26 protein-coding genes are annotated in these 26965 nt (G+C 52.1%); 17 read left to right on the top strand and 9 right to left on the bottom strand.

The annotated features are described in order from the left end of the window. Positions 1–7: 7 nt before the first annotated feature. The 13 genes from rseP (at position 8) to tilS (ending at position 17069) form a co-directional block, all read left to right on the top strand. Entirely contained in the window at positions 8–1360 is a 1353-nt protein-coding gene (rseP, locus tag OGY15_RS21170) for a sigma E protease regulator RseP (protein ID WP_151224585.1), read from the top strand. Between the two features lie 29 nt (positions 1361–1389). Next, positions 1390–3813 (top strand): outer membrane protein assembly factor BamA, encoded by a 2424-nt coding sequence (gene bamA, locus OGY15_RS21165; protein WP_151216797.1) that lies wholly within the window; start codon positions 1390–1392, stop codon positions 3811–3813. Between the two features lie 122 nt (positions 3814–3935). Then, on the top strand, positions 3936–4421 hold the full coding sequence (gene skp / locus OGY15_RS21160; protein WP_003018533.1) for a molecular chaperone Skp: 486 nt from the start codon (positions 3936–3938) through the stop codon (positions 4419–4421). Between the two features lie 3 nt (positions 4422–4424). After that, positions 4425–5450, top strand: a complete 1026-nt coding sequence (gene lpxD, locus OGY15_RS21155; protein WP_151216798.1) for a UDP-3-O-(3-hydroxymyristoyl)glucosamine N-acyltransferase — start codon at positions 4425–4427, stop codon at positions 5448–5450. A gap of 103 nt (positions 5451–5553) precedes the next feature. Then, on the top strand, positions 5554–6009 hold the full coding sequence (fabZ, locus tag OGY15_RS21150; protein WP_003018528.1) for a 3-hydroxyacyl-ACP dehydratase FabZ: 456 nt from the start codon (positions 5554–5556) through the stop codon (positions 6007–6009). 3 nt (positions 6010–6012) lie between these two features. Further along, positions 6013–6801 (top strand): acyl-ACP--UDP-N-acetylglucosamine O-acyltransferase, encoded by a 789-nt coding sequence (gene lpxA, locus OGY15_RS21145; protein WP_151216799.1) that lies wholly within the window; start codon positions 6013–6015, stop codon positions 6799–6801. Continuing rightward, a complete protein-coding gene (lpxB, locus tag OGY15_RS21140; protein WP_151216800.1) occupies positions 6801–7949 on the top strand; it encodes a lipid-A-disaccharide synthase in 1149 nt (382 codons plus the stop codon). The genes lpxA and lpxB overlap by 1 nt, the downstream gene beginning before the upstream one ends. After that, positions 7946–8542, top strand: coding sequence for a ribonuclease HII (gene rnhB / locus OGY15_RS21135; RefSeq protein ID WP_187253757.1), 597 nt, complete (start codon positions 7946–7948; stop codon positions 8540–8542). The genes lpxB and rnhB overlap by 4 nt, the downstream gene beginning before the upstream one ends. A gap of 24 nt (positions 8543–8566) precedes the next feature. Next, the gene (gene dnaE / locus OGY15_RS21130; RefSeq protein ID WP_187253758.1) at positions 8567–12049 is read left to right on the top strand and encodes a DNA polymerase III subunit alpha; all 3483 of its coding nucleotides are present in this window, start codon (positions 8567–8569) and stop codon (positions 12047–12049) included. A gap of 12 nt (positions 12050–12061) precedes the next feature. After that, positions 12062–13021, top strand: a complete 960-nt coding sequence (accA, locus tag OGY15_RS21125) for an acetyl-CoA carboxylase carboxyl transferase subunit alpha (protein ID WP_061067282.1) — start codon at positions 12062–12064, stop codon at positions 13019–13021. Between the two features lie 99 nt (positions 13022–13120). Then, positions 13121–15259 (top strand): lysine decarboxylase LdcC, encoded by a 2139-nt coding sequence (gene ldcC, locus OGY15_RS21120; RefSeq protein WP_286540962.1) that lies wholly within the window; start codon positions 13121–13123, stop codon positions 15257–15259. Positions 15260–15325: 66 nt separating this feature from the next. Next, positions 15326–15715: a VOC family protein gene (locus OGY15_RS21115; RefSeq protein ID WP_151216802.1), complete on the top strand. Its 390-nt coding sequence runs from the start codon at positions 15326–15328 to the stop codon at positions 15713–15715. Between the two features lie 61 nt (positions 15716–15776). Continuing rightward, on the top strand, positions 15777–17069 hold the full coding sequence (gene tilS, locus OGY15_RS21110) for a tRNA lysidine(34) synthetase TilS (RefSeq protein WP_187259072.1): 1293 nt from the start codon (positions 15777–15779) through the stop codon (positions 17067–17069). A gap of 64 nt (positions 17070–17133) precedes the next feature. On the opposite strand, the gene rof is transcribed toward tilS, so the two are convergent. Both rof and OGY15_RS21100 read right to left on the bottom strand, forming a co-directional pair. Further along, the gene (rof, locus tag OGY15_RS21105; protein WP_003018503.1) at positions 17134–17394 is read right to left on the bottom strand and encodes a Rho-binding antiterminator; all 261 of its coding nucleotides are present in this window, start codon (positions 17392–17394) and stop codon (positions 17134–17136) included. Next, a complete protein-coding gene (locus OGY15_RS21100) occupies positions 17381–17581 on the bottom strand; it encodes a YaeP family protein (protein WP_151216804.1) in 201 nt (66 codons plus the stop codon). Before OGY15_RS21100 ends, rof begins: the two co-directional genes overlap by 14 nt. A 188-nt stretch (positions 17582–17769) precedes the next feature. Between OGY15_RS21100 and OGY15_RS21095 the strand changes: the two genes are divergently transcribed. From OGY15_RS21095 to nlpE, 3 genes are read left to right on the top strand one after another with little or no spacing between them, the layout of a single operon-like run. Beyond that, entirely contained in the window at positions 17770–18315 is a 546-nt protein-coding gene (locus tag OGY15_RS21095; RefSeq protein WP_151216805.1) for a YaeQ family protein, read from the top strand. Further along, a complete protein-coding gene (arfB, locus tag OGY15_RS21090; RefSeq protein WP_187259071.1) occupies positions 18312–18734 on the top strand; it encodes an alternative ribosome rescue aminoacyl-tRNA hydrolase ArfB in 423 nt (140 codons plus the stop codon). The genes OGY15_RS21095 and arfB overlap by 4 nt, the downstream gene beginning before the upstream one ends. Before the next feature lie 30 nt (positions 18735–18764). Next, positions 18765–19466, top strand: a complete 702-nt coding sequence (nlpE, locus tag OGY15_RS21085; RefSeq protein ID WP_151216807.1) for an envelope stress response activation lipoprotein NlpE — start codon at positions 18765–18767, stop codon at positions 19464–19466. 47 nt (positions 19467–19513) lie between these two features. Here the strand turns inward: nlpE and OGY15_RS21080 are convergent, their stop codons facing one another. The 7 genes from OGY15_RS21080 to metN all read right to left on the bottom strand — a co-directional run bounded on the left by OGY15_RS21080 (position 19514) and on the right by metN (position 25985). Beyond that, complete coding sequence (locus OGY15_RS21080; protein WP_286540958.1) at positions 19514–20338, bottom strand: YaeF family permuted papain-like enzyme; 825 nt, start codon at positions 20336–20338, stop codon at positions 19514–19516. A gap of 52 nt (positions 20339–20390) precedes the next feature. After that, the gene (gene proS, locus OGY15_RS21075) at positions 20391–22109 is read right to left on the bottom strand and encodes a proline--tRNA ligase (protein ID WP_187253762.1); all 1719 of its coding nucleotides are present in this window, start codon (positions 22107–22109) and stop codon (positions 20391–20393) included. A 113-nt stretch (positions 22110–22222) separates the two neighbouring features. Next, positions 22223–22930: a tRNA (N6-threonylcarbamoyladenosine(37)-N6)-methyltransferase TrmO gene (gene tsaA / locus OGY15_RS21070; RefSeq protein WP_151216810.1), complete on the bottom strand. Its 708-nt coding sequence runs from the start codon at positions 22928–22930 to the stop codon at positions 22223–22225. Continuing rightward, the gene (gene rcsF / locus OGY15_RS21065; protein ID WP_151216811.1) at positions 22927–23331 is read right to left on the bottom strand and encodes an envelope stress sensor lipoprotein RcsF; all 405 of its coding nucleotides are present in this window, start codon (positions 23329–23331) and stop codon (positions 22927–22929) included. Before rcsF ends, tsaA begins: the two co-directional genes overlap by 4 nt. Before the next feature lie 116 nt (positions 23332–23447). Further along, positions 23448–24263 carry a methionine ABC transporter substrate-binding lipoprotein MetQ gene (gene metQ / locus OGY15_RS21060; protein ID WP_151216812.1) on the bottom strand — a complete coding sequence of 272 codons (816 nt, stop codon included), beginning with the start codon at positions 24261–24263 and terminating at the stop codon, positions 23448–23450. Positions 24264–24307: 44 nt separating this feature from the next. Beyond that, positions 24308–24961 carry a methionine ABC transporter permease MetI gene (locus OGY15_RS21055; protein WP_003018471.1) on the bottom strand — a complete coding sequence of 218 codons (654 nt, stop codon included), beginning with the start codon at positions 24959–24961 and terminating at the stop codon, positions 24308–24310. Next, a complete protein-coding gene (gene metN, locus OGY15_RS21050) occupies positions 24954–25985 on the bottom strand; it encodes a methionine ABC transporter ATP-binding protein MetN (protein ID WP_003018468.1) in 1032 nt (343 codons plus the stop codon). The genes OGY15_RS21055 and metN overlap by 8 nt, the downstream gene beginning before the upstream one ends. 189 nt (positions 25986–26174) lie before the next feature. Here metN and gmhB point away from each other — a divergent pair, with 189 nt between their 5' ends. After that, positions 26175–26741 carry a D-glycero-beta-D-manno-heptose 1,7-bisphosphate 7-phosphatase gene (gene gmhB, locus OGY15_RS21045; protein WP_042312133.1) on the top strand — a complete coding sequence of 189 codons (567 nt, stop codon included), beginning with the start codon at positions 26175–26177 and terminating at the stop codon, positions 26739–26741. Positions 26742–26965: the final 224 nt, after the last annotated feature.

Below are 26965 nucleotides of genomic sequence, written 5' to 3'. Positions count from 1 at the left end.
TGGTCTTATGCTGAGTATTCTCTGGAATCTGGCTGCATTCATTGTTGCACTTGGTGTGCTTATCACCGTGCATGAATTTGGTCATTTCTGGGTTGCGCGGCGCTGCGGAGTTCGCGTCGAACGCTTTTCCATTGGTTTTGGAAAAGCGCTTTGGCGGCGTACCGATAAATCAGGTACGGAATACGTCATCGCCCTGATTCCTCTCGGCGGTTACGTCAAAATGTTGGATGAGCGCGCTGAACCGGTCGCACCGGAGTTGCGCCATTACGCTTTCAACAATAAAACGGTTGGACAACGCGCAGCCATCATCGCCGCAGGTCCGATTGCAAACTTCCTTTTTGCTATTTTCGCTTATTGGCTGGTGTTTATCATCGGTGTTCCTGGCGTTCGCCCGGTTGTTGGTGAAATAACGCCCAACTCGATTGCTGCGCAGGCGCAAATTCAGCCGGGTACGGAACTAAAAGCGGTTGATGGTATCGAAACCCCTGATTGGGATGCCGTAAGATTGCAACTGGTAGCCAAAATTGGCGATCAGCATACGACTCTCAGCGTAGCGCAATTTGGCAGTAACCAGCGTCAGGACAAAACGCTGGATTTACGTCAGTGGGCATTTGAGCCAGACAAGCAGGATCCCGTCTCCAGTTTAGGGATTCGTCCGCGCGGTCCGCAGATTGAACCGGTGCTGTCAGAAGTGCAGGTTAACTCCGCTGCAAGTAAGGCGGGTTTGCAAGCTGGCGACAGGATCGTTAAAGTCAATGGTCAGCCGCTGACACAATGGATGACGTTTGTCACGCAGGTGCGCGATAATCCGGATAAGCCGTTAGCGCTAGATATTGAAAGACAAGGAAGTTCCTTGTCTTTAACGTTAACCCCAGATTCAAAAGAGGTTAACGGGAAGGCAGAGGGTTTTGCGGGCGTGGTGCCTAAAGTTATTCCTCTGCCTGATGAGTATAAGACTGTACGCCAGTATGGGCCATTCAGCGCCATCCTCGAAGCCTCGGATAAAACGTGGCAGTTGATGAAGCTGACGGTCAGTATGCTGGGAAAATTGATTACCGGTGATGTAAAACTGAACAACCTCAGTGGGCCGATTTCTATCGCCCAGGGGGCTGGGATGTCAGCGGAGTTCGGGGTTATTTATTACCTGATGTTCCTTGCGCTTATCAGCGTGAACTTAGGGATAATCAACCTGTTTCCGTTGCCCGTTCTTGACGGGGGGCATCTGCTGTTCCTGGCGATTGAAAAGCTGAAGGGCGGTCCGGTATCCGAGCGGGTTCAAGACTTTAGTTATCGCATTGGCTCTATCTTGCTGGTGTTGTTAATGGGGCTTGCACTTTTCAATGATTTCTCTCGGTTGTAAGAGAGTGTTAGGAAGAACGCATAATAACGATGGCGATGAAAAAGTTGCTCATAGCGTCGCTGCTGTTTAGCAGCGCCACCGTATACGGTGCTGAAGGGTTCGTAGTGAAGGACATTCATTTCGAAGGCCTACAGCGAGTCGCCGTTGGTGCGGCTCTCCTCAGTATGCCGGTGCGCACAGGCGACACGGTTAATGATGAAGACATCAGTAATACCATTCGTGCTCTGTTCGCCACCGGTAACTTTGAGGATGTCCGCGTCCTGCGCGATGGTGATACCCTTCTGGTTCAGGTAAAAGAACGCCCGACGATTGCCAGCATCACTTTCTCCGGTAATAAATCGGTGAAAGATGACATGTTGAAGCAGAATCTCGAGGCGTCTGGCGTGCGTGTTGGCGAGTCTCTGGATCGCACCACGCTTGCTGATATCGAAAAAGGCCTGGAAGATTTCTACTATAGCGTCGGTAAGTACAGCGCCAGTGTGAAAGCAGTGGTTACGCCGTTGCCGCGTAACCGCGTTGACCTCAAACTGGTCTTCCAGGAAGGGGTTTCGGCGAAGATCCAACAGATCAATATCGTCGGCAACCATGCCTTCACAACTGAGGAACTTATCTCTCACTTCCAGTTGCGTGATGAAGTTCCGTGGTGGAACGTGGTGGGCGATCGTAAATACCAGAAACAGAAACTGGCGGGCGACCTTGAAACCCTGCGCAGCTACTATCTGGATCGCGGCTATGCTCGTTTCAACATCGATTCCACCCAGGTCAGCCTGACGCCGGATAAAAAAGGTATCTATATCACCGTTAACATCACTGAAGGCGATCAGTACAAGCTTTCAGGGGTACAGGTGAGCGGTAATCTGGCCGGGCATTCTGCCGAAATTGAGACCCTGACGAAAATCGAACCAGGCGAACTTTATAACGGCACTAAAGTGACCAAAATGGAAGATGATATCAAGAAGCTTCTGGGTCGCTATGGCTATGCCTATCCGCGCGTACAGTCGCAGCCTGAAATCAACGATGCAGACAAAACCGTTAAATTGCGCGTAAACGTGGATGCGGGTAACCGTTTCTATGTGCGTAAGATCCGCTTTGAAGGTAACGACACTTCTAAAGATTCCGTTCTGCGTCGCGAAATGCGTCAGATGGAAGGTGCCTGGTTGGGTAGCGATCTGGTCGATCAGGGTAAAGAGCGTCTGAACCGCCTGGGTTACTTTGAAACCGTCGATACCGATACTCAGCGTATTCCGGGCAGTCCGGATCAGGTTGATGTGGTTTATAAGGTCAAAGAGCGTAACACCGGTAGCTTTAACTTCGGCGTCGGTTACGGTACCGAGAGCGGCGTGAGCTTCCAGGCTGGCGTTCAGCAAGATAACTGGTTAGGTACTGGCTATTCTGTTGGTATCAATGGCACCAAAAACGACTACCAGACCTATACTGAGTTGTCTGTTACTAACCCGTACTTCACCGTTGATGGTGTGAGTCTGGGGGGCCGTGTCTTCTACAATGACTTTGAAGCGAATGATGCGGATCTGTCCGACTATACCAACAAAAGTTATGGTACAGACGTAACGCTTGGCTTCCCGGTAAACGAATACAACACGTTGCGTGCTGGCCTGGGTTATGTACACAACAAACTGTCCAACATGCAGCCGCAGGTTGCGATGGATCGTTATCTTGAGTCAATGGGCGAGACCAATACCAACAGCTTTGCCGCTGATGACTTCACCTTTAACTATGGTTGGACGTACAACAAACTGGACCGTGGGTACTTCCCAACGGACGGTACACGCGTCAACCTGAACGGTAAAGTGACCATTCCGGGTTCTGATAACGAATACTACAAAGTGTCGATGGATACCGCGACCTATGTGCCGATCGATGACGATCACAAGTGGGTGGTTTTAGGACGTACGAAGGTAGGCTATGGTGACGGCATTGGCAGTAAAGAAATGCCGTTCTATGAAAACTTCTATGCAGGTGGTTCCAGCACCGTGCGTGGTTTCCAGTCGAATACCATCGGTCCAAAAGCGGTCTATAAAAACGGTGCCTACGCCAGTGGTTCCGATAATAACGATTACGAAGAGTGTTCCAACGCAGACGGTAAAGACTGTAAATCGGATGATGCAGTGGGCGGTAACGCCATGGCTGTCGCCAGCCTGGAGTTTATTACCCCAACGCCGTTCATTAGTGACAAGTATGCTAACTCGGTCCGTACCTCGTTCTTCTGGGATATGGGTACCGTTTGGGATACTAACTGGCAGGATAGCGCTCAAACAAGAGCTATAGGTGTGCCGGACTACAGTGATCCAAGCAATATCCGTATGTCAGCGGGTATCGCTTTACAATGGATGTCCCCATTGGGGCCGTTGGTTTTCTCCTACGCCCAGCCGTTCAAGAAGTACGATGGAGACAAAGCGGAACAGTTCCAGTTTAACATTGGTAAAACCTGGTAATTGTTCTTCGCAAAGGAATGTAGTGGTAGTGTAGCGATGACTTTAGGCGATCTTGCATGGGATCGCCTGGCCACGCAAAGAACTGTACCCTCGGGTGCAAATGGGATGGTAAGGAGTTAATTGTGAAAAAGTGGTTATTAGCTGCAGGTCTCGGTTTAGCGATGGCAACGTCCGCACAAGCGGCTGACAAAATTGCAATCGTCAACATGGGTAGCCTGTTCCAACAGGTTGCACAGAAGACAGGCGTTTCTGCTACGCTGGAAAACGAGTTCAAAGGCCGTGCCAGCGAACTGCAGCGTATGGAATCCGATCTGCAATCTAAGATGCAGCGTCTGCAATCAATGAAAGCAGGTAGCGATCGTACCAAGCTGGAAAAAGACGTTATGGCTCAGCGTCAGACTTTCTCTCAGAAAGCTCAGGCTTTTGAGCAGGATCGTGCGCGTCGCTCCAACGAAGAACGTGGCAAACTGGTTACTCGTATCCAGACTGCTGTGAAATCTGTTGCCAGCAGCCAGAGCATCGATCTGGTCGTTGACGCAAACACCGTTGCATACAACAGCAGCGATGTAAAAGACATCACCGCTGACGTACTGAAACAGGTTAAATAAGTAATGCCTTCAATTCGACTGGCTGATTTAGCAGAGCAGTTGGATGCAGAATTACACGGTGATGGCGATATCGTCATCACCGGCGTAGCGTCCATGCAATCTGCGCAAACTGGCAATATTACGTTCATGGTGAATCCTAAGTACCGTGAGCACTTAGGCGTATGCCAGGCTTCTGCCGTAGTGATGACGCAGGACGATCTTCCTTTTGCTAAGAGTGCAGCGCTGGTAGTGAAGAATCCCTACCTGACCTATGCTCGCATGGCGCAAATCTTAGATACCACGCCGCAGCCGGCACAAAACATTGCACCGAGTGCAGTAATTGATGCGACGGCGAAGCTGGGTAACAATGTCTCTGTGGGCGCAAATGCGGTCATTGAGTCTGGCGTAGAACTGGGCGATAACGTCGTTATCGGCGCAGGTTGCTTCGTCGGAAAAAATACTAAAATCGGCGCAGGTTCACGCTTGTGGGCGAATGTGACGATTTACCATGACATTCAGATCGGTGAGAATTGCCTGATCCAGTCCAGCACGGTCGTTGGATCTGATGGATTTGGTTACGCGAACGATCGCGGTAACTGGGTGAAGATCCCCCAGCTTGGTCGCGTGATTATTGGCGATCGCGTCGAGATCGGCGCGTGTACCACTATTGACCGTGGTGCCCTGGACGATACTGTGATCGGTAATGGTGTTATCATTGATAACCAGTGCCAGATTGCGCATAACGTTGTGATTGGCGACAATACGGCGGTAGCCGGTGGCGTCATTATGGCGGGTAGCCTGAAGATTGGCCGTTACTGCATGATTGGCGGTGCCAGCGTGATTAATGGGCATATGGAAATATGCGACAAAGTCACGGTGACTGGCATGGGTATGGTGATGCGTCCTATCACTGAACCGGGCGTCTACTCCTCAGGCATTCCGCTGCAACCTAACAAGGTATGGCGTAAAACAGCTGCACTGGTGATGAACATTGATGATATGAGCAAGCGCCTCAAATCGATTGAGCGCAAGGTTAATCAACAAGACTAAAGCACTTTTTTTGCATGTCTGACTTTTCGGCCTGTCCCATTCATACGATTGCGACAGGCCGTGTTATTATTGCCTTTTAGTATATTTTGACAGGAAGAGTATTTTGACTACTAACACTCATACTCTGCATATTGAAGAGATTCTAGAACTTCTGCCGCACCGTTTTCCGTTTTTGCTGGTTGACCGCGTGCTGGATTTTGAAGAAGGTCGTTTTCTGCGCGCAGTGAAAAATGTATCCGTTAACGAGCCTTTCTTCCAGGGCCACTTCCCGGGTAAACCTATTTTTCCAGGCGTACTGATTCTGGAAGCGATGGCGCAGGCCACCGGCATCCTCGCGTTTAAAAGCGTAGGAAAACTGGAACCAGGCGAACTGTACTATTTCGCGGGTATTGACGAAGCACGCTTTAAGCGTCCTGTCGTACCTGGCGATCAGATGATCATGGAAGTGACTTTCGAGAAAACGCGCCGTGGCCTGACCCGTTTTAAAGGGGTTGCGCTGGTCGACGGTAAAGTTGTATGCGAAGCAACGATGATGTGTGCCCGTAGCCGGGAGGCCTGATACGTGATTGATAAATCCGCCTTTATTCACCCGACCGCCATTGTGGAAGAGGGCGCCAGCATTGGCGCTAACGCTCACATTGGCCCATTTTGTATTGTTGGACCCCATGTTGAAATTGGTGAGGGTACCGTACTGAAGTCTCACGTTGTCGTGAATGGCCATACCAAAATTGGTCGCGATAACGAGATCTATCAGTTTGCCTCCATCGGTGAAGTTAACCAGGATCTGAAATATGCTGGCGAACCAACCCGCGTGGAAATTGGCGATCGCAACCGCATCCGCGAAAGCGTCACCATTCATCGTGGCACAGTGCAGGGCGGTGGAGTGACGAAGGTGGGCAGCGATAACTTACTGATGATTAATGCGCACGTTGCGCATGATTGTACGGTAGGCAACCGCTGTATTCTGGCAAATAACGCCACGCTTGCCGGACATGTATCGCTTGATGATTTTGTTATCATCGGCGGCATGACCGCGGTGCATCAGTTCTGCATCATCGGCGCGCATGTGATGGTTGGCGGTTGTTCTGGCGTTGCCCAGGATGTGCCTCCGTACGTTATCGCCCAGGGCAACCACGCCACGCCGTTTGGCGTTAACATCGAAGGTCTGAAGCGTCGCGGATTTACCCGCGAAGCGATCACCGCGATTCGTAACGCCTATAAAGCGTTGTACCGTAACGGTAAAACGTTGGAAGAAGCGAAGCCGGAAATCGCGGAACTGGCGCAACAGTACCCCGAAGTCCAGGCTTTCAGCGATTTCTTTGAGCGCTCAACGCGTGGCCTGATTCGTTAATGACTGAACAGCGTCCTTTAACGATAGCCCTCGTCGCCGGAGAAACCTCCGGCGATATTCTTGGTGCAGGGTTAATCCGTGCACTCAAGGCGCGTGTTCCCAATGCGCGTTTTGTTGGCGTGGCGGGCCCGCTGATGCAGGCCGAAGGCTGTGAGGCCTGGTACGAAATGGAAGAGTTGGCGGTAATGGGCATTGTTGAAGTGCTCGGACGCCTGCGCCGCTTACTACATATTCGTGCCGATCTCACTCGCCGTTTCACTGAACTTAAGCCGGATGTTTTCGTCGGCATTGATGCGCCTGACTTCAATATTACCCTCGAAGGCAACCTGAAAAAGCAGGGCATAAAAACCATTCATTATGTCAGTCCTTCTGTATGGGCCTGGCGACAGAAACGTGTTTTCAAAATAGGCAGATCCACCAATATGGTGCTGGCCTTTCTGCCTTTCGAAAAAGCGTTTTATGACAAATTTAACGTTCCGTGCCGCTTTATCGGCCACACCATGGCGGATGCCATGCCGCTGGATCCGGATAAAAACGCGGCACGCGACGTGCTGGGTATTCCCCATGATGCTCACTGTCTGGCTCTATTGCCAGGAAGCCGTGGCGCAGAAGTGGAGATGCTCAGTGCCGATTTTCTGAAAACGGCGCAGCTGTTGCGCCAGCATTATCCGGATCTCGAAGTCGTGGTGCCGTTGGTGAATGCCAAACGTCGCGAGCAGTTTGAGCGTATCAAAGCTGAAGTTGCACCGGATCTTTCCGTACATCTGCTCAATGGGATGGGACGTGAAGCGATGGTGGCCAGCGATGCAGCACTGTTGGCTTCAGGCACGGCAGCGCTGGAATGTATGCTGGCAAAATGCCCGATGGTGGTTGGCTACCGTATGAAACCCTTTACCTTCTGGTTGGCGAAGCGTCTGGTGAAAACGGATTACGTTTCGCTACCTAACCTGCTGGCAGGAAGAGAACTGGTTAAAGAGTTGTTGCAGGAAGAGTGTGAACCGCAGGCGCTGTCGCAAGCGCTGCTGCCGTTGCTGGCGAAGGGTAAAACCAGCCATGCGATGCACGACACATTCCGTGAACTGCACCAGCAGATCCGTTGCAATGCTGATGAGCAGGCGGCGGATGCAGTCCTGGAGTTAGCACAATGATTGAGTTTGTTTATCCACATACGCATTTAGTGGCGGGTGTGGATGAAGTTGGACGTGGTCCTTTGGTCGGCGCGGTTGTTACTGCCGCCGTTATTCTGGATCCGGCTCGTCCTGTTATTGGTCTGAACGACTCAAAAAAACTGTCGGAAAAACGTCGCCTGGCGCTGTTTGATGAGATTAAAGAAAAAGCGTTAAGCTGGAGTCTGGGCCGTGCGGAACCGCATGAAATCGACGAGCTGAATATTTTACATGCCACCATGCTGGCGATGCAGCGTGCGGTTGCGGGTCTGCATATTGCGCCGGAATACGTACTGATTGACGGCAATCGTTGCCCGGCATTACCGATGCCGTCAATGGCGGTGGTCAAAGGTGATAGCCGCGTGGCGGAGATTAGCGCTGCTTCGATACTGGCAAAAGTCACCCGTGACGCTGAAATGGCGGCACTGGATACGGTTTTCCCGCAGTATGGCTTTGCACAGCACAAAGGTTATCCAACTGCTTTTCATCTGGAAAAGTTGGCACTACATGGTGCAACAGAGCACCATCGCCGTAGTTTTGGCCCCGTCAAACGCGCTCTGGGACTCACGTCCTGATTCTTGTGTCGAAGGAATCTGAAGATGTCTGAACCTCGTTTCGTCCACCTGCGGGTGCACAGCGACTACTCCATGATCGATGGGCTGGCGAAAACCGGGCCGCTGGTAAAAAAGGCGGCCGCGTTAGGTATGCCTGCGCTGGCGATCACCGATTTTACCAACCTGTGTGGTCTGGTGAAGTTTTACGGAGCGGGTCACGGTGCGGGTATCAAGCCGATAGTTGGCGCAGATTTTCATGTCCGTAGCGAACTGTTGGGCGATGAACTTGCGCAGCTCACCGTGCTGGCCGCAAATAATACCGGCTATCAGAACCTGACGTTGTTGATATCGAAAGCCTATCAGCGTGGCTATGGCGCAGAAGGACCTGTCATCGACAGAGACTGGCTGATCGAACTAAAAGAAGGTTTGATTTTGCTCTCCGGCGGTCGTATGGGTGACGTCGGGCGCAGCCTGCTGCGCGGCAATAGCGCACTGGTTGATGAGTGCGTGGCGTTTTATGAAGAACATTTTCCTGATTGCTATTTTTTAGAACTGATTCGCACCGGCAGGCAGGATGAAGAAAATTATCTGCATGCTGCGGTAGAACTGGCTGAAACGCGTGGTCTTCCGGTGGTGGCGACCAACGATGTTCGCTTCCTTGAAACCGGTGATTTTGACGCGCATGAAATCCGCGTGGCAATCCACGACGGGTTTACCCTTGATGATCCAAAACGACCGCGTAATTATTCGCCGCAGCAGTACATGCGCAGCGAAGATGAGATGTGCGATCTATTCTCCGATATCCCGGAGGCGTTGCAAAACACTGTTGAGATAGCCAAGCGCTGTAACGTGACGGTGCGTCTGGGTGAGTATTTCCTGCCACAGTTCCCGACTGGTGATATGACCACCGAGGATTTCCTTGTGGCAAAATCACGCGAAGGGCTGGAAGAGCGTCTGGCGTTTTTATTCCCGGATCCTGAAGTTCGCGCGCAGAGGCGGCCGCCTTATGACGAACGTCTGGAAGTTGAACTTAAAGTTATCAACCAGATGGGCTTCCCGGGTTACTTCCTGATCGTTATGGAGTTTATCCAGTGGTCGAAAGATAACGGCGTACCGGTAGGCCCGGGACGTGGTTCTGGTGCTGGTTCGCTGGTCGCCTACGCGCTGAAAATTACCGACCTTGATCCGCTGGAATTTGACCTGCTGTTCGAACGTTTCCTTAACCCGGAACGTGTTTCAATGCCCGATTTTGACGTTGATTTCTGTATGGAAAAACGTGACCAGGTCATTGAACACGTGGCGGAAATGTACGGTCGTGATGCGGTTTCGCAGATTATTACCTTCGGTACGATGGCGGCAAAAGCGGTTATCCGTGACGTGGGCCGCGTACTGGGTCACCCGTATGGCTTCGTTGACCGTATTTCGAAACTGGTACCGCCCGACCCGGGCATGACGCTGGCCAAAGCCTTTGAAGCTGAACCTCAACTGCCGGAAATCTATGAGGCAGATGAAGAGGTTAGAGCGCTGATCGATATGGCGCGCAAGCTGGAAGGCGTCACGCGTAACGCTGGTAAGCACGCCGGTGGCGTGGTTATAGCACCGACCAAAATTACTGATTTTGCGCCGCTGTACTGTGATGAGCAAGGGCTGCACCCGGTCACCCAGTTTGATAAAAACGACGTGGAATACGCCGGCCTCGTGAAGTTCGACTTCCTCGGTCTGCGTACGCTCACTATCATCAACTGGGCGTTGGAAATGATCAACGCGCGCCGTGAAAAGAACGGTGAACCGCCGTTGGATATCGCCGCTATCCCGCTGGATGACAAAAAAAGCTTCGACATGCTGCAACGTTCGGAGACCACGGCGGTGTTCCAGCTTGAATCCCGCGGCATGAAAGATCTGATCAAACGTCTGCAGCCTGACTGCTTCGAAGATATGATCGCACTGGTGGCTCTGTTCCGACCTGGTCCGCTACAGTCGGGGATGGTAGATAACTTTATCGACCGTAAGCATGGTCGTGAAGAGATTTCCTACCCGGACGTACAATGGCAGCATGAGTGTCTGAAACCGGTACTGGAGCCGACCTACGGCATTATCCTGTATCAGGAACAGGTTATGCAGATTGCCCAGGAACTGTCCGGATACACCCTTGGCGGCGCGGATATGCTGCGTCGTGCGATGGGTAAGAAAAAACCGGAAGAGATGGCTAAGCAGCGCGGTACCTTTGAAGAAGGGGCGAAAAAGCGCGGCGTCGACGGCGAACTGGCGATGAAAATCTTTGACCTGGTGGAGAAATTCGCCGGTTACGGATTTAACAAATCGCACTCCGCAGCCTATGCGCTGGTCTCCTACCAGACGCTGTGGCTGAAGGCGCATTACCCTGCCGAATTTATGGCGGCGGTAATGACCGCCGATATGGATAACACCGAGAAAGTCGTCGGACTGGTGGATGAATGCTGGCGCATGGGGCTCAAAATCCTGCCACCGGACATCAACTCCGGGCTTTATCATTTTCACGTGAATGATGATGGCGAGATTGTCTACGGCATCGGCGCGATAAAAGGCGTGGGTGAAGGGCCAATTGAGGCTATTATTGAGGCGCGAAATGAAGGCGGTTACTTCCGCGAACTATTTGATCTTTGTGCGCGTACGGATATCAAAAAACTTAACCGCCGGGTGCTGGAAAAGTTAATCATGTCCGGGGCGTTTGACCGCCTTGGTCCGCATCGCGCGGCGTTGATGAACTCACTCAGCGATGCCCTAAAAGCCGCCGATCAGCATGCGAAAGCCGAGGCAATTGGTCAGGCGGATATGTTTGGCGTACTGGCGGAAGAGCCGGAACAAATTGAACAGTCTTATGCCAACTGTACACCGTGGCCGGAGCAGGTGGTATTAGACGGTGAGCGTGAAACGTTAGGTCTTTACCTGACGGGACACCCTATCAATCAGTATTTAAAAGAAATTGAGCGCTATGTTGGAGGCCACAGGCTGAAAGACATGCATCCGACAGAACGTGGTAAAGTCACCACGGCTGCGGGGCTCGTCATTGCTGCGCGGGTAATGGTCACCAAGCGCGGCAATCGTATCGGCATCTGTACACTGGATGACCGTTCCGGGCGTCTGGAAGTGATGTTATTTACCGATGCTCTGGATAAATACCAGCAATTGCTGGAAAAAGACCGCATACTTATCGTCAGCGGACAGGTCAGCTTTGATGACTTCAGCGGCGGGCTTAAAATGATGGCCCGTGAAGTCATGGATATTGACGAAGCCCGGGAAAAATATGCTCGCGGGCTTGCTATCTCGCTGACGGACAGGCAAATTGATGACCAGCTTTTAAACCGACTCCGTCAGTCTCTGGAACCCCACCGCTCTGGGACAATTCCAGTACATCTCTACTATCAGAGGGCGGATGCGCGTGCGCGATTGCGTTTTGGCGCAACGTGGCGTGTCTCTCCGAGCGATCGTTTGCTAAACGATCTCCGTGGCCTTATTGGTTCGGAGCAGGTGGAACTGGAGTTTGACTAATACAGGAATACTATGAGTCTGAATTTCCTTGATTTTGAACAGCCGATTGCAGAGCTGGAAGCAAAAATCGATTCTCTGACTGCGGTTAGCCGTCAGGATGAGAAACTGGATATTAACATCGATGAAGAAGTGCATCGTCTGCGTGAAAAAAGCGTAGAACTGACGCGTAAAATCTTCGCCGATCTTGGCGCATGGCAGGTAGCCCAACTGGCGCGCCATCCACAGCGTCCGTACACCCTGGATTATGTCCGCCTGGCATTTGATGAATTTGATGAGCTGGCGGGCGATCGTGCCTATGCGGATGATAAAGCAATTGTCGGCGGCATCGCGCGTCTGGATGGCCGTCCGGTGATGATCATTGGTCATCAGAAAGGCCGTGAGACCAAAGAAAAAATCCGTCGTAATTTTGGCATGCCAGCGCCAGAAGGCTATCGCAAAGCGCTGCGTCTGATGGAAATGGCTGAACGTTTCAATATGCCGATCATTACCTTCATCGACACCCCTGGGGCATACCCGGGCGTAGGCGCGGAAGAGCGTGGTCAGTCTGAAGCGATTGCGCGCAACCTGCGTGAAATGTCGCGTCTGAGTGTGCCGGTTATCTGTACCGTTATCGGTGAAGGTGGCTCCGGCGGCGCACTGGCGATCGGCGTGGGCGATAAAGTGAATATGCTGCAGTACAGCACCTATTCCGTTATCTCTCCGGAAGGCTGCGCATCCATTCTGTGGAAAAGCGCCGACAAAGCGCCGCTGGCCGCAGAAGCGATGGGCATCATCGCCCCACGTTTGAAAGAGCTGAAGTTGATTGACTCTATCATCCCGGAACCGCTGGGCGGCGCCCATCGTAACCCGGAAGTGATGGCGGCGTCCCTGAAAGCACAGCTGCTGGCCGATCTCGCCGATCTCGACGTGTTAAGCAAAGAAGATTTGAAAAACCGTCGTTATCAGCGTCTGATGAGCTATGGTTACGCGTAAACTGCATTAATTCTGAAAAGGGCCACAACGCTGTGGCCCTTTTTTTTACCTGCAGTTTGACCAGGCTATGCTTAACTAAGGTTTTTCCAGGAGGAACGCATGAATATCATTGCCATCATGGGACCGCATGGCGTCTTTTATAAAGATGAGCCCATCAAGGAGCTTGAACGTGCGCTGCAGCAGCAGGGATTTCAGATTATCTGGCCGCAGAATAGCGTCGACCTGCTGAAGTTTATCGAGCATAACCCGCGAATTTGCGGCGTCATTTTTGACTGGGATGAATACAGTCTGGATCTGTGTAGTGACATCAATCAGCTCAATGAGTATCTCCCGCTCTACGCTTTTATTAATACTCATTCGACGATGGATGTCAGCGCACACGACCTACGCATGGCGCTGTGGTTCTTTGAGTACGCATTGGGCCAGTCTGACGATATTGCTACGCGTATTCGCCAGTACACCAATGAATACCTCGATAACATCACGCCACCTTTTACCAAAGCGCTGTTTACCTATGTGAAGGAAGGGAAGTATACCTTTTGCACGCCGGGCCATATGGCGGGAACGGCGTACCAGAAAAGCCCGGTCGGCTGTCTGTTCTGTGATTTCTTTGGCGGTAACACGCTGAAGGCCGATGTGTCCATTTCCGTGACTGAGTTGGGCTCGTTGTTGGATCATACCGGTCCGCATCTGGAAGCCGAGGAGTACATCGCACGTACCTTTGGCGCTGAACAGAGCTATATGGTGACTAACGGCACCTCAACGTCGAACAAGATTGTCGGCATGTATGCCGCGCCTTCAGGCAGTACGCTCCTGATTGATCGCAACTGCCATAAATCGCTGGCGCATTTGCTGATGATGAGCGATGTGGTGCCAATCTGGCTGAAGCCTACCCGTAATGCGCTGGGGATCCTCGGCGGTATACCCCGTTGGGAATTCACTCGCGAAAGCATAGAACGTAAGGTAGAAGAGAGCCCTCAGGCGCAATGGCCAGTCCACGCGGTCATCACCAATTCCACTTATGATGGTCTGTTGTATAACACTAACTGGATCAAGCAAACCCTGGATGTGCCCTCCATTCATTTTGATTCTGCCTGGGTGCCATATACCCATTTTCATCCGATCTATCAGGGGAAAAGCGGAATGAGCGGCGAGCGGGTGCCAGGGAAGGTGATTTTTGAAACCCAGTCTACCCACAAAATGTTGGCGGCATTGTCACAGGCTTCGTTAATCCACATTAAGGGCGACTACGATGAAGAGACGTTCAACGAAGCCTTTATGATGCACACCTCCACTTCGCCGAGCTACCCGATTGTTGCGTCTATCGAAACGGCGGCGGCAATGCTTCGTGGCAATTCAGGCAAGCGCCTGATCAATCGTTCGGTTGAGAGGGCGCTGCATTTCCGTAAGGAAGTCCAGCGGCTGCGAGAAGAGTCAGATGGTTGGTTCTTTGATATCTGGCAGCCGGAAAAGGTAGATGAAGCAGAGTGCTGGCCGGTAGCACCAGGCGAAGACTGGCACGGATTTGTCGATGCTGATCCCGACCACATGTTCCTCGATCCGGTGAAAGTTACCATTCTGACACCGGGGATGGATGAGCAAGGAAATATGAGCGAAGAGGGGATCCCCGCGGCTCTGGTGGCGAAATTCCTCGATGAACGCGGCGTCGTCGTTGAGAAAACAGGGCCGTATAATCTGTTGTTCCTGTTCAGTATTGGTATTGATAAAACCCGGGCGATGGGGCTGCTACGCGGCCTGACGGAATTTAAACGTTCATACGACCTGAATTTACGCGTGAAAAATATGCTGCCGGATCTGTATGCCGAAGATCCTGATTTCTATCGTAATATGCGTATTCAGGAGCTGGCGCTGGGGATCCACAAACTGATCCGCCAGCACGATCTCTCTGGGCTGATGTTGCGGGCGTTTGATACCTTACCGGAAATGAAAATGACGCCGCACCAGGCCTGGCAGCGGCAGATCAAAGGTGAAGTCGAAACGGTGACGCTCGATCAACTGGTGGGGCGTGTTTCCGCTAATATGATCCTGCCTTATCCTCCCGGCGTGCCGTTGTTGATGCCAGGGGAAATGATCACGGAGAAAAGCCGGACGGTGCTCGATTTTCTGCTGATGCTGTGTTCGGTGGGGCAACATTATCCTGGATTTGAAACCGATATCCATGGCGCTAAACTGGGTGAGGATGGTGTGTATCGCGTGAGAGTCCTGAAAATGGCATAACGACTTGCCTGACTTTGTTACGCACGAGTAACGTTTTAAAAGAAAAAAGAAAGAGGCGATGACGCTATGCTGGGATTAAAACAGGTTCACCATATTGCCATTATTGCGACAGACTATGCGGCGAGTAAGAGATTTTACTGTGATGTGCTGGGCTTTACGCTAATCAGCGAAGCCTACCGGGAAGAACGTGATTCCTGGAAAGGCGATTTGGCATTGAACGGACAGTATGTGATTGAGCTGTTTTCTTTTCCGTTTCCGCCGTGCCGCCCGAGCCGCCCGGAAGCTTGCGGTTTGCGCCATCTGGCGTTCAGCGTAGATGACGTGGAAAAAGCGATCGCGCACCTGGAAGCTCACCAGGTGAAGTGCGAATCCGTGCGAATCGATCCGTTTACCGGCAAACGCTTTACGTTTTTTAACGACCCGGACGGATTACCCCTCGAACTGTACGAGCTGTAAGGCTTGTCATTGTGGCGTTTGCCCGGTAACGTGCCGGGCAATGCCATTGTAAGAAACCATCATGACGACACTCACGCTGAACACTGCACTGCTGAATTCCCAATCGATTCTGGTCGCCTTTAGCGGCGGGCTGGACTCTACCGTGCTGTTGCATCAGTTAGTGCTGTGGCGAGCACAAAATCCTGGGGTTGTGTTGCGCGCAATCCATATTCATCACGGATTAAGCCCCCATGCAGAGGGTTGGGTGCAACACTGTGAGTCGGTATGTGCGCAGTGGCAGGTGCCGCTGGTGGTTGAGCGGGTCCATCTTGAGGATGATGGGCTGGGAATTGAAGCTCAGGCGCGGCGAGCACGCTATCAGGCATTTGCGCAGACTTTACTCCCGGGTGAGGTGTTGATGACCGCCCAGCATCTGGATGACCAGTGTGAAACTTTCCTGCTGGCGCTTAAGCGCGGCAGTGGTCCCGCCGGACTTTCCGCCATGGGGGAAAGCTCACCGTTTGCCGGAACCCAACTGATTCGACCGTTGCTGGCGCAAACGCGAGAGGCGCTTGAAGCATGGGCGCGACAGCATGAATTATGCTGGATAGAAGATGAAAGCAATCAGGATGATACCTACGATCGCAATTTTCTCAGATTGCGCGTTACCCCCTTACTCCAACAGCGCTGGCCGCACTTCGCACAAGCCACGGCCCGTAGCGCCGCGCTGTGCGCTGAGCAGGAAAGTTTACTGGATGAATTGCTGGCCAACGATTTAGCCGACTGCGTCACATCCCATGGCGCACTGTTACTGGCACCGTTAATGGTGATGAGCGATGTGCGGCGTGCCGCTCTGCTTCGTCGTTGGCTGGCGGGATTAAATGCGCCGATGCCTTCCCGTGATGGGCTGGAACGTATTTGGCAGGAAGTTGCGTTGGCACGGGAAGATGCTGCGCCCTGTTTTCGCCTTGGAGAATACGCGGTTCGTCGCTATCAGTCACAGCTGTGGTGGGTTAAATCGAACCACGGTCAAAGCGAAACCGTTCTTCCGTGGCCATGTTGGAAAACGCCGCTGACGCTGCCTGCCGGGTTAGGCTCGGTGCAGCTCATCTCTGCTGGCGAATTGCGCATGCCGCAAGCGGATGAAGCTGTCAGCATCCGTTTTAAAGCGCCAGGAGTATTGCATATTGTCGGGCGTAACGGTGGGCGGAAATTAAAGAAAATCTGGCAGGAACAGGGGATCCCACCCTGGCGACGAGATACCACGCCGTTGCTGTTTTATGGTGAAACGTTGATTGCAGCTGCAGGTGTTTTTGTGACGCGTGAGGGCGCGGCGGTAGATGAAGAAGGTGTAAGTCTGATTTGGCATGTCTGATGGTGCTGCGCTTATTCGGCCTACTCTCCAGAGGATGTGTAGGCCGGATAAGGTGCAAGAAAAGTTAAGATTCGCTGACTACCACGGTACCGATTTGCGGGTGGCTGAAGCTGGCAATTTTGTCGAGGCGAAGCTCCCGGGTTTCGCCCGCGACATCTGCGACCAGATATTCCACGTTTTTGCGTGAAACCAGGTCATTCGCTTTCGCCTGCAAAACTTCGCCATCTTTTAGCGCCAGCGTCAGTAACAAATGGTGCTGGCAGGCGAGTTCTAGATTATCGTAATCATCGCAGTTGATGGGTTGATATGTTTCATTCATTGACATAATCGCTCACCAGTAAGTTCGCGGCAGCATAGGCCGCTTTTTCCCTGACCGACTCTGGAAGGGCGTTGTCTGTCGCCACTTCATTAAGCACCTTCAATACGCAACCCAGCGCATCCGGGATATACCCTAAATCTCCGCTGGCGATTTCCGCGTACCGCTTGCGTATTAACTCACAATATTTTTCCACATGCCCTCCTGTCAGCACTCTGACTTAACCGTGGATGCAAGTCTAAGCCTACGAAGATAAACTCTGTTTAGCAAGGTGACTATACCATACTCATTCAAGCAATATCAGCGCCTTGATACAGGAGCAGTTAGCAGCCTTTTGCCGTAGTTTTCGCTACAATGTGCGCCTGATTCGAAAGGAGTTCTCTCATGGCGCTTAAAGCGACAATTTATAAAGCCGTTGTCAACGTCGCGGATCTTGACCGCAACCAGTTCCTCGACGCGGCCTTGACGCTGGCGCGTCATCCCTCTGAAACCCAGGAACGCATGATGCTGCGTCTGCTGGCCTGGATTAAATATGCCGATGAACGGCTGCAGTTCACGCGTGGCCTGAGTGCGGAGGATGAGCCTGAAGCATGGTTGCGTAACGACCATCTGGGCATCGATCTCTGGATTGAGTTGGGCCTGCCGGATGAGCGTCGTATTAAGAAAGCCTGTACCCAGTCCGCTGAGGTAGCCCTGTTTGCTTACAACAGCCGTGCGGCTCAGATCTGGTGGCAGCAAAACCAGAGCAAGTGTGCACAGTTTAAAAATCTTACCGTGTGGTATCTGGATGATGAACAGCTTGCACAGCTGAGTGACTTTGCTGGTCGTACAATGGCGCTACAGGCGACTATTCAGGACGGTGCTATCTGGCTGTCCGATTCTCAGAATAATCTGGAAGTTCATCTGGCCGCGTGGCAGCCGCGTTCATGATCGTTATATCCCGAAATGTCGCTATCCCAGATAACGAGCTGGAAATTACGGCGATTCGGGCACAGGGCGCGGGCGGTCAGCACGTTAATAAGACCTCGACGGCTATCCATTTGCGCTTTGACATTCGGGCCTCTGGGCTGCCAGAGTATTATAAGGAACGTTTGCTGGCTGCCAGCCATCATCTGATTACAGGCGATGGCGTGATTATCATTAAGGCGCAGGAATACCGTAGCCAGGAGCTAAATCGGGAAGCGGCAATCTCCCGGCTGGTGGCGTTGATAAAAGAATTAACCGCGGTGCAAAAAAGCCGACAGGCAACTCGCCCTACGCGCGCCTCGAAAGAGCGCAGGTTGTCATCGAAGGCGCAAAAATCCACAGTGAAGGCACTGCGCGGGAAAGTTCGTCGAACGCAAGACTGACGAGCGGGAATTAAAATTTATAAGGAATTCATAGTGAAAACAGCAATATTGTCCGTAGTCGCTGCATGTACGCTCTTTTCCTTGATCGGCTGTAACAACCGTACTGAAGTCGAAGTACTACAGCCGACGCGGGCGGCAGAATTAAAACCGATGCAGCAAAGCTGGCGCGGCATTTTGCCTTGCGCGGACTGCGAAGGGATTGAAACTTCTCTGTTCCTGGAAAAAGACGGCACATGGGTGATGAACGAACGCTACCAGGGCGTACGGGATGAACCGTCCTCTTTTGCCTCTTATGGCACATGGGCGCGTACAGCCGACAAACTGGTCCTGACGGACAGTAAAGGCGAAAAATCGTACTACCGCGCAAAAGGTGAAGCGCTGGAAATGCTCGATCGTGAAGGTAATCCGATAGAGTCGCAGTTCAACTACACCCTCCAGCCAGTTTCCGCCAGCTTACCGGTGACGCCAATGCCGATGCGAGGGATGTACTTTTATATGGCTGACGCGGCAACTTTCACTGATTGTGCGACGGGTAAAAGAGTCTCTGTCGCGAACAATGCACAACTGGAGCGAGATTATCTGACTGCGCGTGGTGCAACGGATAAGGCAGTTCTGCTTACGGTGGAAGGGCACTTCACGATGGAAGAAAATCCTGATACGGGCGCGCCAGTGAAAACCTTAAGAGCGGATAAAGAAATTAAGTTTATCCCTGGCCAGAGTTGTGCTGATTGATCTGCTGCTTATAAAAACTGTCCGGCGATCGCCCGGGCAGTTTTTCCTTATCGGGTCAATCCAACAAAACGGCTGGTTTTGATATAAATCCCTAACTTCAGGTGGCCGACATACTGTAGCTGCGTTTCAGACTTAAACGCGGAAATATCACCTTCGCGCATATGCATCAGGTCGGAAGGGCTAATCCAGCCCGACTGCGCCAGCGTTAGCGGGTGTCCGGCGGTGGCAAACGCATCGGTTACGAATTCGGAGCAAAACCACGCCTTCTTTTCTCCCTCGCTGATATTGCTCAACTGTGCTTTTGCCAGCCCGCTAACGCATTGCTGGCGAAAATCCGCTGAGAAAGGATTCAACGAACATATTTGCCGGGTCACCATAAACGGAATAAATTCGACGATGCCGCGGTAGTTATAGCCGCTATCTTTGATTTTATAAGCGAATGTTTTGATTTCTTCGGCCTGCTGCGGTGTGAGGTCGGGTACCCGCAGAGCAAAAAGCTTATCACTGTGATTTTCAGCCTTTTTGAGCGAAACGATTTGTACTCCCGCCCCGGTCGCTTCGGCAACTTCATTACCGCCAAGGTAAACGGCCACATGGCTGACAGAAGAGGTGCTGAACGCGCGAATACCCAATGAGGTCACCCCAAGACTGGAGGAGAATAGCAGGTCGCCTGGCCTGAGATCGGTATCAGTAATTTCATGCAGCGCTTGATCGGTAAATGAGCTTTGATGCTGGAGTTTTACCTCCCATTTCTTTGCCTGGGCATCAACAACCTTTGCCGATGAATTTTGCTGACTGACGTCAATCGTGCAGGCTGAAAGCAGAAGACAGAAGAGGAGGTGCAGGCGGTAATACGCCATTGGTTTAAGCATTTTATACAATCCATGTAAAAAAGGCCCTGATCCTCAGGGCCTTGCGCTGGTATTAGCCTTTAATAGCTTTGACCAGGTAGTCGACGATGTCGCCTGTTTTAATCAGCTGCTTCTCGCCATTACGACGGTATTTATATTCGATATCGTCGTTGTCGAGGTTACGGTCGCCCAGCACGATAGTGTGCGGAATACCGATCAGCTCCATATCGGCGAACATCACGCCCGGACGCTCTTTACGATCGTCCATCAGCACTTCGATACCCTGCGCGCGCAGTTCAGCGTACAGCTTCTCAGCCAGCTCCTGAACGCGGTAGGATTTGTGCATGTTCATCGGCAGAATCGCCACCTGGAAAGGCGCGATAGCGTCTGGCCATACAATGCCGCGATCGTCAAAGTTCTGTTCAATAGCTGCAGCAACCACGCGAGTGACACCGATGCCGTAGCAGCCCATGGTCAGCGTCTGGTTACGACCATCTTCGCCCTGAACTGCGGCTTTCATCGCTTCAGAGTATTTGGTACCCAACTGGAAGATGTGGCCCACTTCGATACCGCGTTTGATCATCAGCGTACCTTTACCGTCCGGGCTCGGGTCGCCTGCAACCACGTTACGGATGTCAGCTACTTCCGGCGTCGCCACGTCGCGATCCCAGTTGATACCGAAATAGTGCTTACCGTCGATGTTGGCGCCGGCGGCAAAATCGCTCATTACCGCAACGGTACGGTCGATAACTACCGGAATCGGCATGTTCACCGGACCCAGAGATCCTGGACCTGCTTTCACCAACGCGCGAATTTCTTCTTCGGTGGCGAAGGTCAGCGGACTGGCAACCTGCGGCAATTTTTCCGCTTTGACTTCGTTCAGCTCGTGATCGCCGCGAACCAGCAGGGCAATCAACGGAGATTTGCTGCCTTCAACCGCTTTCACCAGCAGGGTTTTCACGGTTTTCTCGATCGGCAGGTTGAACTGTTCAACCAGCTCGGCGATGGTTTTCGCGTTCGGCGTATCAACCAGCGTCATTTCCTGGGTTGCCGCCGCGCGCGGTTCTTTCGGCGCAAGCGCTTCGGCAAATTCAATGTTGGCCGCGTAGTCGGAGGAGTCAGAGAAGATCACGTCATCTTCGCCGCTCTGCGCCAGTACCTGGAATTCATGAGAGGCATTGCCGCCGATGGAGCCGGTGTCAGCCTGTACTGCACGGAAATCCAGGCCCATACGGCTGAAGATTTTGCTATATGCGGTATACATCGCATCATACGTTTCCTGCAGGGATTCCTGAGAAGTATGGAAAGAGTAGGCATCTTTCATCAGGAATTCACGGGAGCGCATCACGCCAAAACGCGGACGGACTTCGTCACGGAATTTAGTCTGGATCTGATAGAAGTTCAGCGGCAGCTGTTTGTAAGAGCTCAGCTCATTACGGATCAGGTCGGTGATCACTTCTTCATGCGTTGGACCGAGTACAAACGAACGATCGCCACGGTCAGCAATACGCAGCAGTTCCGGGCCGTATTGTTCCCAACGGCCGCTCTCTTCCCACAGTTCAGAAGGCTGAACGACCGGCATCAACACCTCGATCGCACCGGCGTTGTTCATTTCTTCACGCACGATGTTTTCGACTTTTTTCAGGACGCGCACGCCGGTCGGCAGCCAGGTATATAACCCGGAGGCCAGCTTGCGGATCATCCCGGCGCGCAGCATCAGCTGGTGGCTGATGACTTCGGCGTCGGCAGGTGTCTCCTTCAGAGTGGAGAGCAGATATTGGCTAGTACGCATGTTGTTACGGTTCCAGTTGAACGATCGAACAGGCTCAAAACGAGCCTGGCACAAAACAAAAGTGGTTTAGTTTACCAGCGAGAAAGGGATGTCAAAAGAGTACACGACGCAAATTAGCGGGCTTCCAGCGCAAAGACCTCAAATCCTGCCGGCGTGACGCGCCAGCGGACGTTAAAGTCCAGCAGCCAGACGGCATAGGTTTTGCCTTCTTCCTCATTTTTACGGTAGGCAGGACGCGGATCCTGCGCCAGCACTTCGGCAATAAACTGACGAAGATGCGGATAACGCTTTTCGAGCGTTGGTAGTTGCTCAGCAAGTTCGTCACTGAACGTCACGTCTACGCTGGCCTGGGGGGCATTCTGTGCATAGCTGGCGCGCGCGTCGGGCAGCGACTCGGCAAACGGCAGATACGGTTTAATATCAATGACCGGCGTGCCATCAACAAGATCCAGTCCACCGAGCTCAAGGATTACATGCTCTTTATGACAGCGAATACCCCGCAGCTCAACTAACGACATGCCAACAGGGTTAGGACGAAACGTTGAACGCGTGGCAAAGACCCCCATTCTGGCGTTGCCGCCCAGGCGAGGAGGGCGCACGGTTGGACGCCATCCACCCTCCATTGTCTGGTGAAAAACAAAAATCACCCACAAATGACTGAAGGCTTCCAGGCCGCGAACGGCATCGGCCTGGTTATAGGGTGCGAGCAAATGCAGTTCGCCGCTGGCACTTTTCACCAAACCTGGCTGACGTGGAACAGCGAACTTTTCTTTATAAGGTGAGCGGATAACGCCTATTTGCTCGAACTGAAAATGGCTCATTTCGCCGTAATGTTCAGTGCAGAACCGATACAAACCGCCTGGCGATAGCAACCCGGCGTTCCGCTGGTTACTTCGCAACTGTGCAGCAATACCGCATTTGCTTTCATTTTAGATGCGTTAATCTGCATGCGTTTGCGTGCGGTTGGAATGCTTGGAGGGGAATCCTGGTTGGATGCCTGGCAGGATTCGCCGCTGACTTCGCCGAGATCGCGGAACGGTTTGCCCACTAAATCTTCAGCGTTCGTAATGATTCTTACCGGCGTCGCGCGCGGTGCTTTTGGTTTTTCCGGCTCCGCTTTAGGTGGGGTAGCGGTGCTTTGAACGGGTTCAACAGGGGATCTGCTTAACATAGAACAGCCGCTCAGCATGAGTGCTACTAAACAGATCGGTAAAGCACGCATAATATTTCCTCAATGAATGATCTAAACGTCAGATATTGAATCAGGTGCTTGCATAAATGACAAGACGGGCAAGCGCCCGTCCTGATGATATTACAGATTCTGGAAACAGCCTAAATTTACCAGCCCTTAACAGCACCGCCGTTGAAGACTTTATTTGCCGCTTCGTATACTTCGTCAGACTGGTATGCCTGAACGAATTTCTTCACGTTTTCAGCATCTTTGTTGTCTTCGCGCGTCACAATCAGGTTTACGTACGGGGAATCTTTATCTTCAACAAAAATACCGTCTTTTGCCGGCGTCAGGCCGATCTGGCTGGCGTAGGTGGTGTTGATGACCGCCAGTGCGATTTGTGCATCGTCTAGGGAACGTGGCAGTTGCGGCGCTTCCAGCTCAACCAGCTTCAGGTTTTTCGGGTTTTCAATCACGTCCAGCGCGGTCGGCAGCAGGCCAACACCGTCTTTCAGTTTGATTAAGCCCACTTTTTGCAACAGCAGCAGGGAGCGGCCAAGGTTAGTCGGATCGTTTGGAATCGCCACCTGTGAACCATCCTGCAGTTCATCCAGTGATTTGATTTTTTTGGAGTAGCCTGCAATCGGGTAAACAAAAGTATTACCTGCGGCAACCAGTTTGTAACCGCGATCTTTGATCTGCTGATCCAGGTACGGTTTATGCTGGAAGGCGTTGGCATCGATATCGCCTTTGCTCAAGGCTTCGTTAGGCAGGACGTAATCGTTAAACGTGACCAGTTCAACGTCCAGGCCGTATTTTTCTTTTGCCACTTTCTGTGCGACTTCGGCAACCTGCTGCTCTGCGCCAACAATAACACCCACTTTGATGTGGTTAGGATCTTTTTCATCCTGACCGCAACCCACAAGTGCCAGAGAACCGATCAGGGCTCCAACTGCCGCAAAGGTTTTGAATTTGAACGCCATGCTTATTTCCTTTTCTTAATGAGTTTTTTGTGTTGTGTGCAACGTTATTTGTGCGTGACAGCCCGGACGATGCGATCACCGGATAACTGAATTAAATAAACCAGAACGACGAGCAATACCAGCACTGTATTCATTACGGTAGCGTTGTAGCCAATGTAACCGTACTGATAGCCAATCTGCCCAAGACCACCGGCACCAACGGCGCCCCCCATCGCGGAGTAACCAACCAGCGTGATGAGGGTTATGGTGGCCGCATTGACCAGTCCAGGCAGCGCTTCTGGCAGTAAAACCTTACGTACAATCTGCAGCGGCGTGGCGCCCATCGCACGGGAGGCCTCAATCAGCCCGGTTGGAATTTCGAGCAGGGCGTTTTCCACCATACGGGCGATAAACGGCGCGGCGCCGACGGTCAGTGGGACGATAGCGGCCTGCAGTCCGATGGATGTGCCAACAATCATGCGGGTGAATGGAATCATCCATACCAGCAAGATAATGAACGGGATGGAACGGAAAATATTAACCAGCGCAGAGAGTGTACGGTAGAGCTTCGCGTTCTCAATGATTTGCCCCGGGCGCGTGACGTACAGCAACACGCCAACCGGCAAGCCAATCACAAAACCAAAAAAACCGGACACAAAGGTCATTGCCAGCGTTTCCCATACGCCGCGAACCAGCAGCCACATCATCGGCTCAGACATAACCCAGTACCTCTACTTTTACATGGTGTTCCTGCAACCAGTTAATGGCTGCTTGTGTATCTTCCTGTGTACCGTGCATTTCAGTCAGCATGATGCCGAACTTCACACCGCCGGCGTAATCCATCTGCGCGCTAATAATGTTGTTATTCACATTAAAGCGGCGGGCCGTCTCAGAGAGCAATGGCGCATCAACGGAATGACCGGTGAATTCCATGCGTAGCATTGGCACGCTGTCTGCTTCTGGCTCGGCTTTTAACCGTTCCAGATAATCTTCCGGGATATCAAGGTGCAGCGTGGACTGAATAAATTTCTGTGCCAGCGGCGTTTTCGGGTGTGAGAACACTTCGCTGACGGTGTCTTGTTCAATCAGTTCACCATTACTGATGACCGCCACGCAGTCACAAATGCGTTTTACAACGTCCATCTCATGGGTAATCAGCAGAATGGTGAGTCCCAGACGACGGTTAATGTCTTTCAATAATTCCAGAATCGATCGGGTTGTTGCCGGATCGAGTGCGCTGGTTGCTTCATCACACAGCAGCACTTTGGGATTGCTTGCCAGCGCACGGGCGATCGCCACACGCTGTTTTTGTCCACCGGAAAGGTTGGCCGGGTAGCTGTCGTGCTTGTCGCCAAGACCGACTAAGTCCAGCAGCTCTGTTACACGGCGTTTAATTTCTTCTTTTGGTGTGTTATCCAGTTCCAGCGGTAGCGCGACGTTGCCAAACACGGTGCGGGAAGAGAGCAGGTTAAAGTGTTGGAAAATCATGCCGATTTGACGGCGAGCTTTGGTCAGCTCTGACTCAGAAAGCGTCGTGAGCTCCTGACCGCCGACCTGGACGCTGCCTTCGGTTGGGCGTTCAAGTAAGTTAACGCAGCGGATGAGCGTACTTTTACCTGCACCGGAGGCGCCAATGACGCCATAAATCTGCCCGGCAGGAACGTGCAGGCTGACATTATTAAGCGCCTGAATGGTGCGAGTCCCCTGCTGGAACACTTTGGTGATATTCGAAAGTTTTATCATTAGTTATTTATTATCGTAATTAAGTTAGTCGTGGCATTTTCGTCTGTCAGGGACGGTCGAAGCCGTCAACAAGATGGATGTTAAGGCATCCAGACGTCTAAATCAATCTAGCTTTGCACGATGAGCACTTTCTTGCCCGCCGAAACATGCGATACTAGGGCCACATGCCTTATTCAGGAGCTATAAAAGGTGGCAAAATCTGTACCCGCAATTTTTCTCGACCGTGATGGCACCATTAATGTGGACCACGGTTACGTACATGAGATTGACGAGTTCGAGTTTATCGACGGCGTTATTGATGCCATGCGTGAACTTAAAAATATGGGTTACGCGCTGATTGTCGTGACGAACCAGTCTGGTATCGCTCGCGGTAAATTTACTGAGGCACAGTTTGAAACGTTGACCGAATGGATGGACTGGTCGCTGGCCGATCGCGACGTTGATCTGGACGGCATCTACTATTGTCCGCATCACCCGCAGGGTACTGTAGAAGAGTATCGTCAGGTTTGCGACTGCCGTAAACCGCATCCTGGAATGTTGATCTCCGCCCGAGACTTCCTGCACATCGATATGGCCGCTTCTTATATGGTGGGCGACAAAATAGAAGATATGCAGGCGGCGGCAGCTGCGAATGTTGGCACGAAGGTTCTGGTGCGCACGGGGAAACCTGTTACGCCGGAAGCAGAAAATGCGGCGGATTTGGTCATAAATAGTCTGGCAGACCTGCCAATGGCGATAAAAAAGCAGCAAAAGTAAGCGTAATGGATAAAAGGTGAGCGGTTGAAACAAAAAAGCATTTTTCCGCTTGTCTTCCTGATTCGACTCCCTATAATGCGCCTCCATCGACACGGCGGATGTGAATCACTTCACACAAACAGCCGGTCCGGTTGAAGAGAAAAACCTGAAAATGAGGGTTGACTCTGAAAGAGGAAAGCGTAATATACGCCACCTCGCGACAGAGCGCTAAAGCGCGTCGCAAC

The organism is Citrobacter sp. Cu231, assembly GCF_030332265.1.
Lineage (GTDB): Bacteria > Pseudomonadota > Gammaproteobacteria > Enterobacterales > Enterobacteriaceae > Citrobacter > Citrobacter meridianamericanus.
This window is presented reverse-complemented; position numbering and strand designations above follow the sequence as displayed.

What these genes read in the sequence shown, in the direction of transcription:
- metN (WP_003018468.1), bottom strand. Translation starts at nt 25,985, where the DNA reads ATGATAAAACTTTCGAATATCACCAAAGTGTTCCAGCAGGGGACTCGC.
- dnaE (WP_187253758.1), top strand. Translation starts at nt 8,567, where the DNA reads ATGTCTGAACCTCGTTTCGTCCACCTGCGGGTGCACAGCGACTACTCC.
- arfB (WP_187259071.1), top strand. Translation starts at nt 18,312, where the DNA reads ATGATCGTTATATCCCGAAATGTCGCTATCCCAGATAACGAGCTGGAA.
- OGY15_RS21055 (WP_003018471.1), bottom strand. Translation starts at nt 24,961, where the DNA reads ATGTCTGAGCCGATGATGTGGCTGCTGGTTCGCGGCGTATGGGAAACG.
- bamA (WP_151216797.1), top strand. Translation starts at nt 1,390, where the DNA reads ATGGCGATGAAAAAGTTGCTCATAGCGTCGCTGCTGTTTAGCAGCGCC.
- rof (WP_003018503.1), bottom strand. Translation starts at nt 17,394, where the DNA reads ATGTCAATGAATGAAACATATCAACCCATCAACTGCGATGATTACGAT.
- tilS (WP_187259072.1), top strand. Translation starts at nt 15,777, where the DNA reads ATGACGACACTCACGCTGAACACTGCACTGCTGAATTCCCAATCGATT.
- metQ (WP_151216812.1), bottom strand. Translation starts at nt 24,263, where the DNA reads ATGGCGTTCAAATTCAAAACCTTTGCGGCAGTTGGAGCCCTGATCGGT.
- accA (WP_061067282.1), top strand. Translation starts at nt 12,062, where the DNA reads ATGAGTCTGAATTTCCTTGATTTTGAACAGCCGATTGCAGAGCTGGAA.
- tsaA (WP_151216810.1), bottom strand. Translation starts at nt 22,930, where the DNA reads ATGAGCCATTTTCAGTTCGAGCAAATAGGCGTTATCCGCTCACCTTAT.
- OGY15_RS21080 (WP_286540958.1), bottom strand. Translation starts at nt 20,338, where the DNA reads ATGCTTAAACCAATGGCGTATTACCGCCTGCACCTCCTCTTCTGTCTT.
- lpxB (WP_151216800.1), top strand. Translation starts at nt 6,801, where the DNA reads ATGACTGAACAGCGTCCTTTAACGATAGCCCTCGTCGCCGGAGAAACC.
- ldcC (WP_286540962.1), top strand. Translation starts at nt 13,121, where the DNA reads ATGAATATCATTGCCATCATGGGACCGCATGGCGTCTTTTATAAAGAT.
- lpxD (WP_151216798.1), top strand. Translation starts at nt 4,425, where the DNA reads ATGCCTTCAATTCGACTGGCTGATTTAGCAGAGCAGTTGGATGCAGAA.
- rnhB (WP_187253757.1), top strand. Translation starts at nt 7,946, where the DNA reads ATGATTGAGTTTGTTTATCCACATACGCATTTAGTGGCGGGTGTGGAT.
- OGY15_RS21095 (WP_151216805.1), top strand. Translation starts at nt 17,770, where the DNA reads ATGGCGCTTAAAGCGACAATTTATAAAGCCGTTGTCAACGTCGCGGAT.
- rcsF (WP_151216811.1), bottom strand. Translation starts at nt 23,331, where the DNA reads ATGCGTGCTTTACCGATCTGTTTAGTAGCACTCATGCTGAGCGGCTGT.
- proS (WP_187253762.1), bottom strand. Translation starts at nt 22,109, where the DNA reads ATGCGTACTAGCCAATATCTGCTCTCCACTCTGAAGGAGACACCTGCC.
- OGY15_RS21115 (WP_151216802.1), top strand. Translation starts at nt 15,326, where the DNA reads ATGCTGGGATTAAAACAGGTTCACCATATTGCCATTATTGCGACAGAC.
- rseP (WP_151224585.1), top strand. Translation starts at nt 8, where the DNA reads ATGCTGAGTATTCTCTGGAATCTGGCTGCATTCATTGTTGCACTTGGT.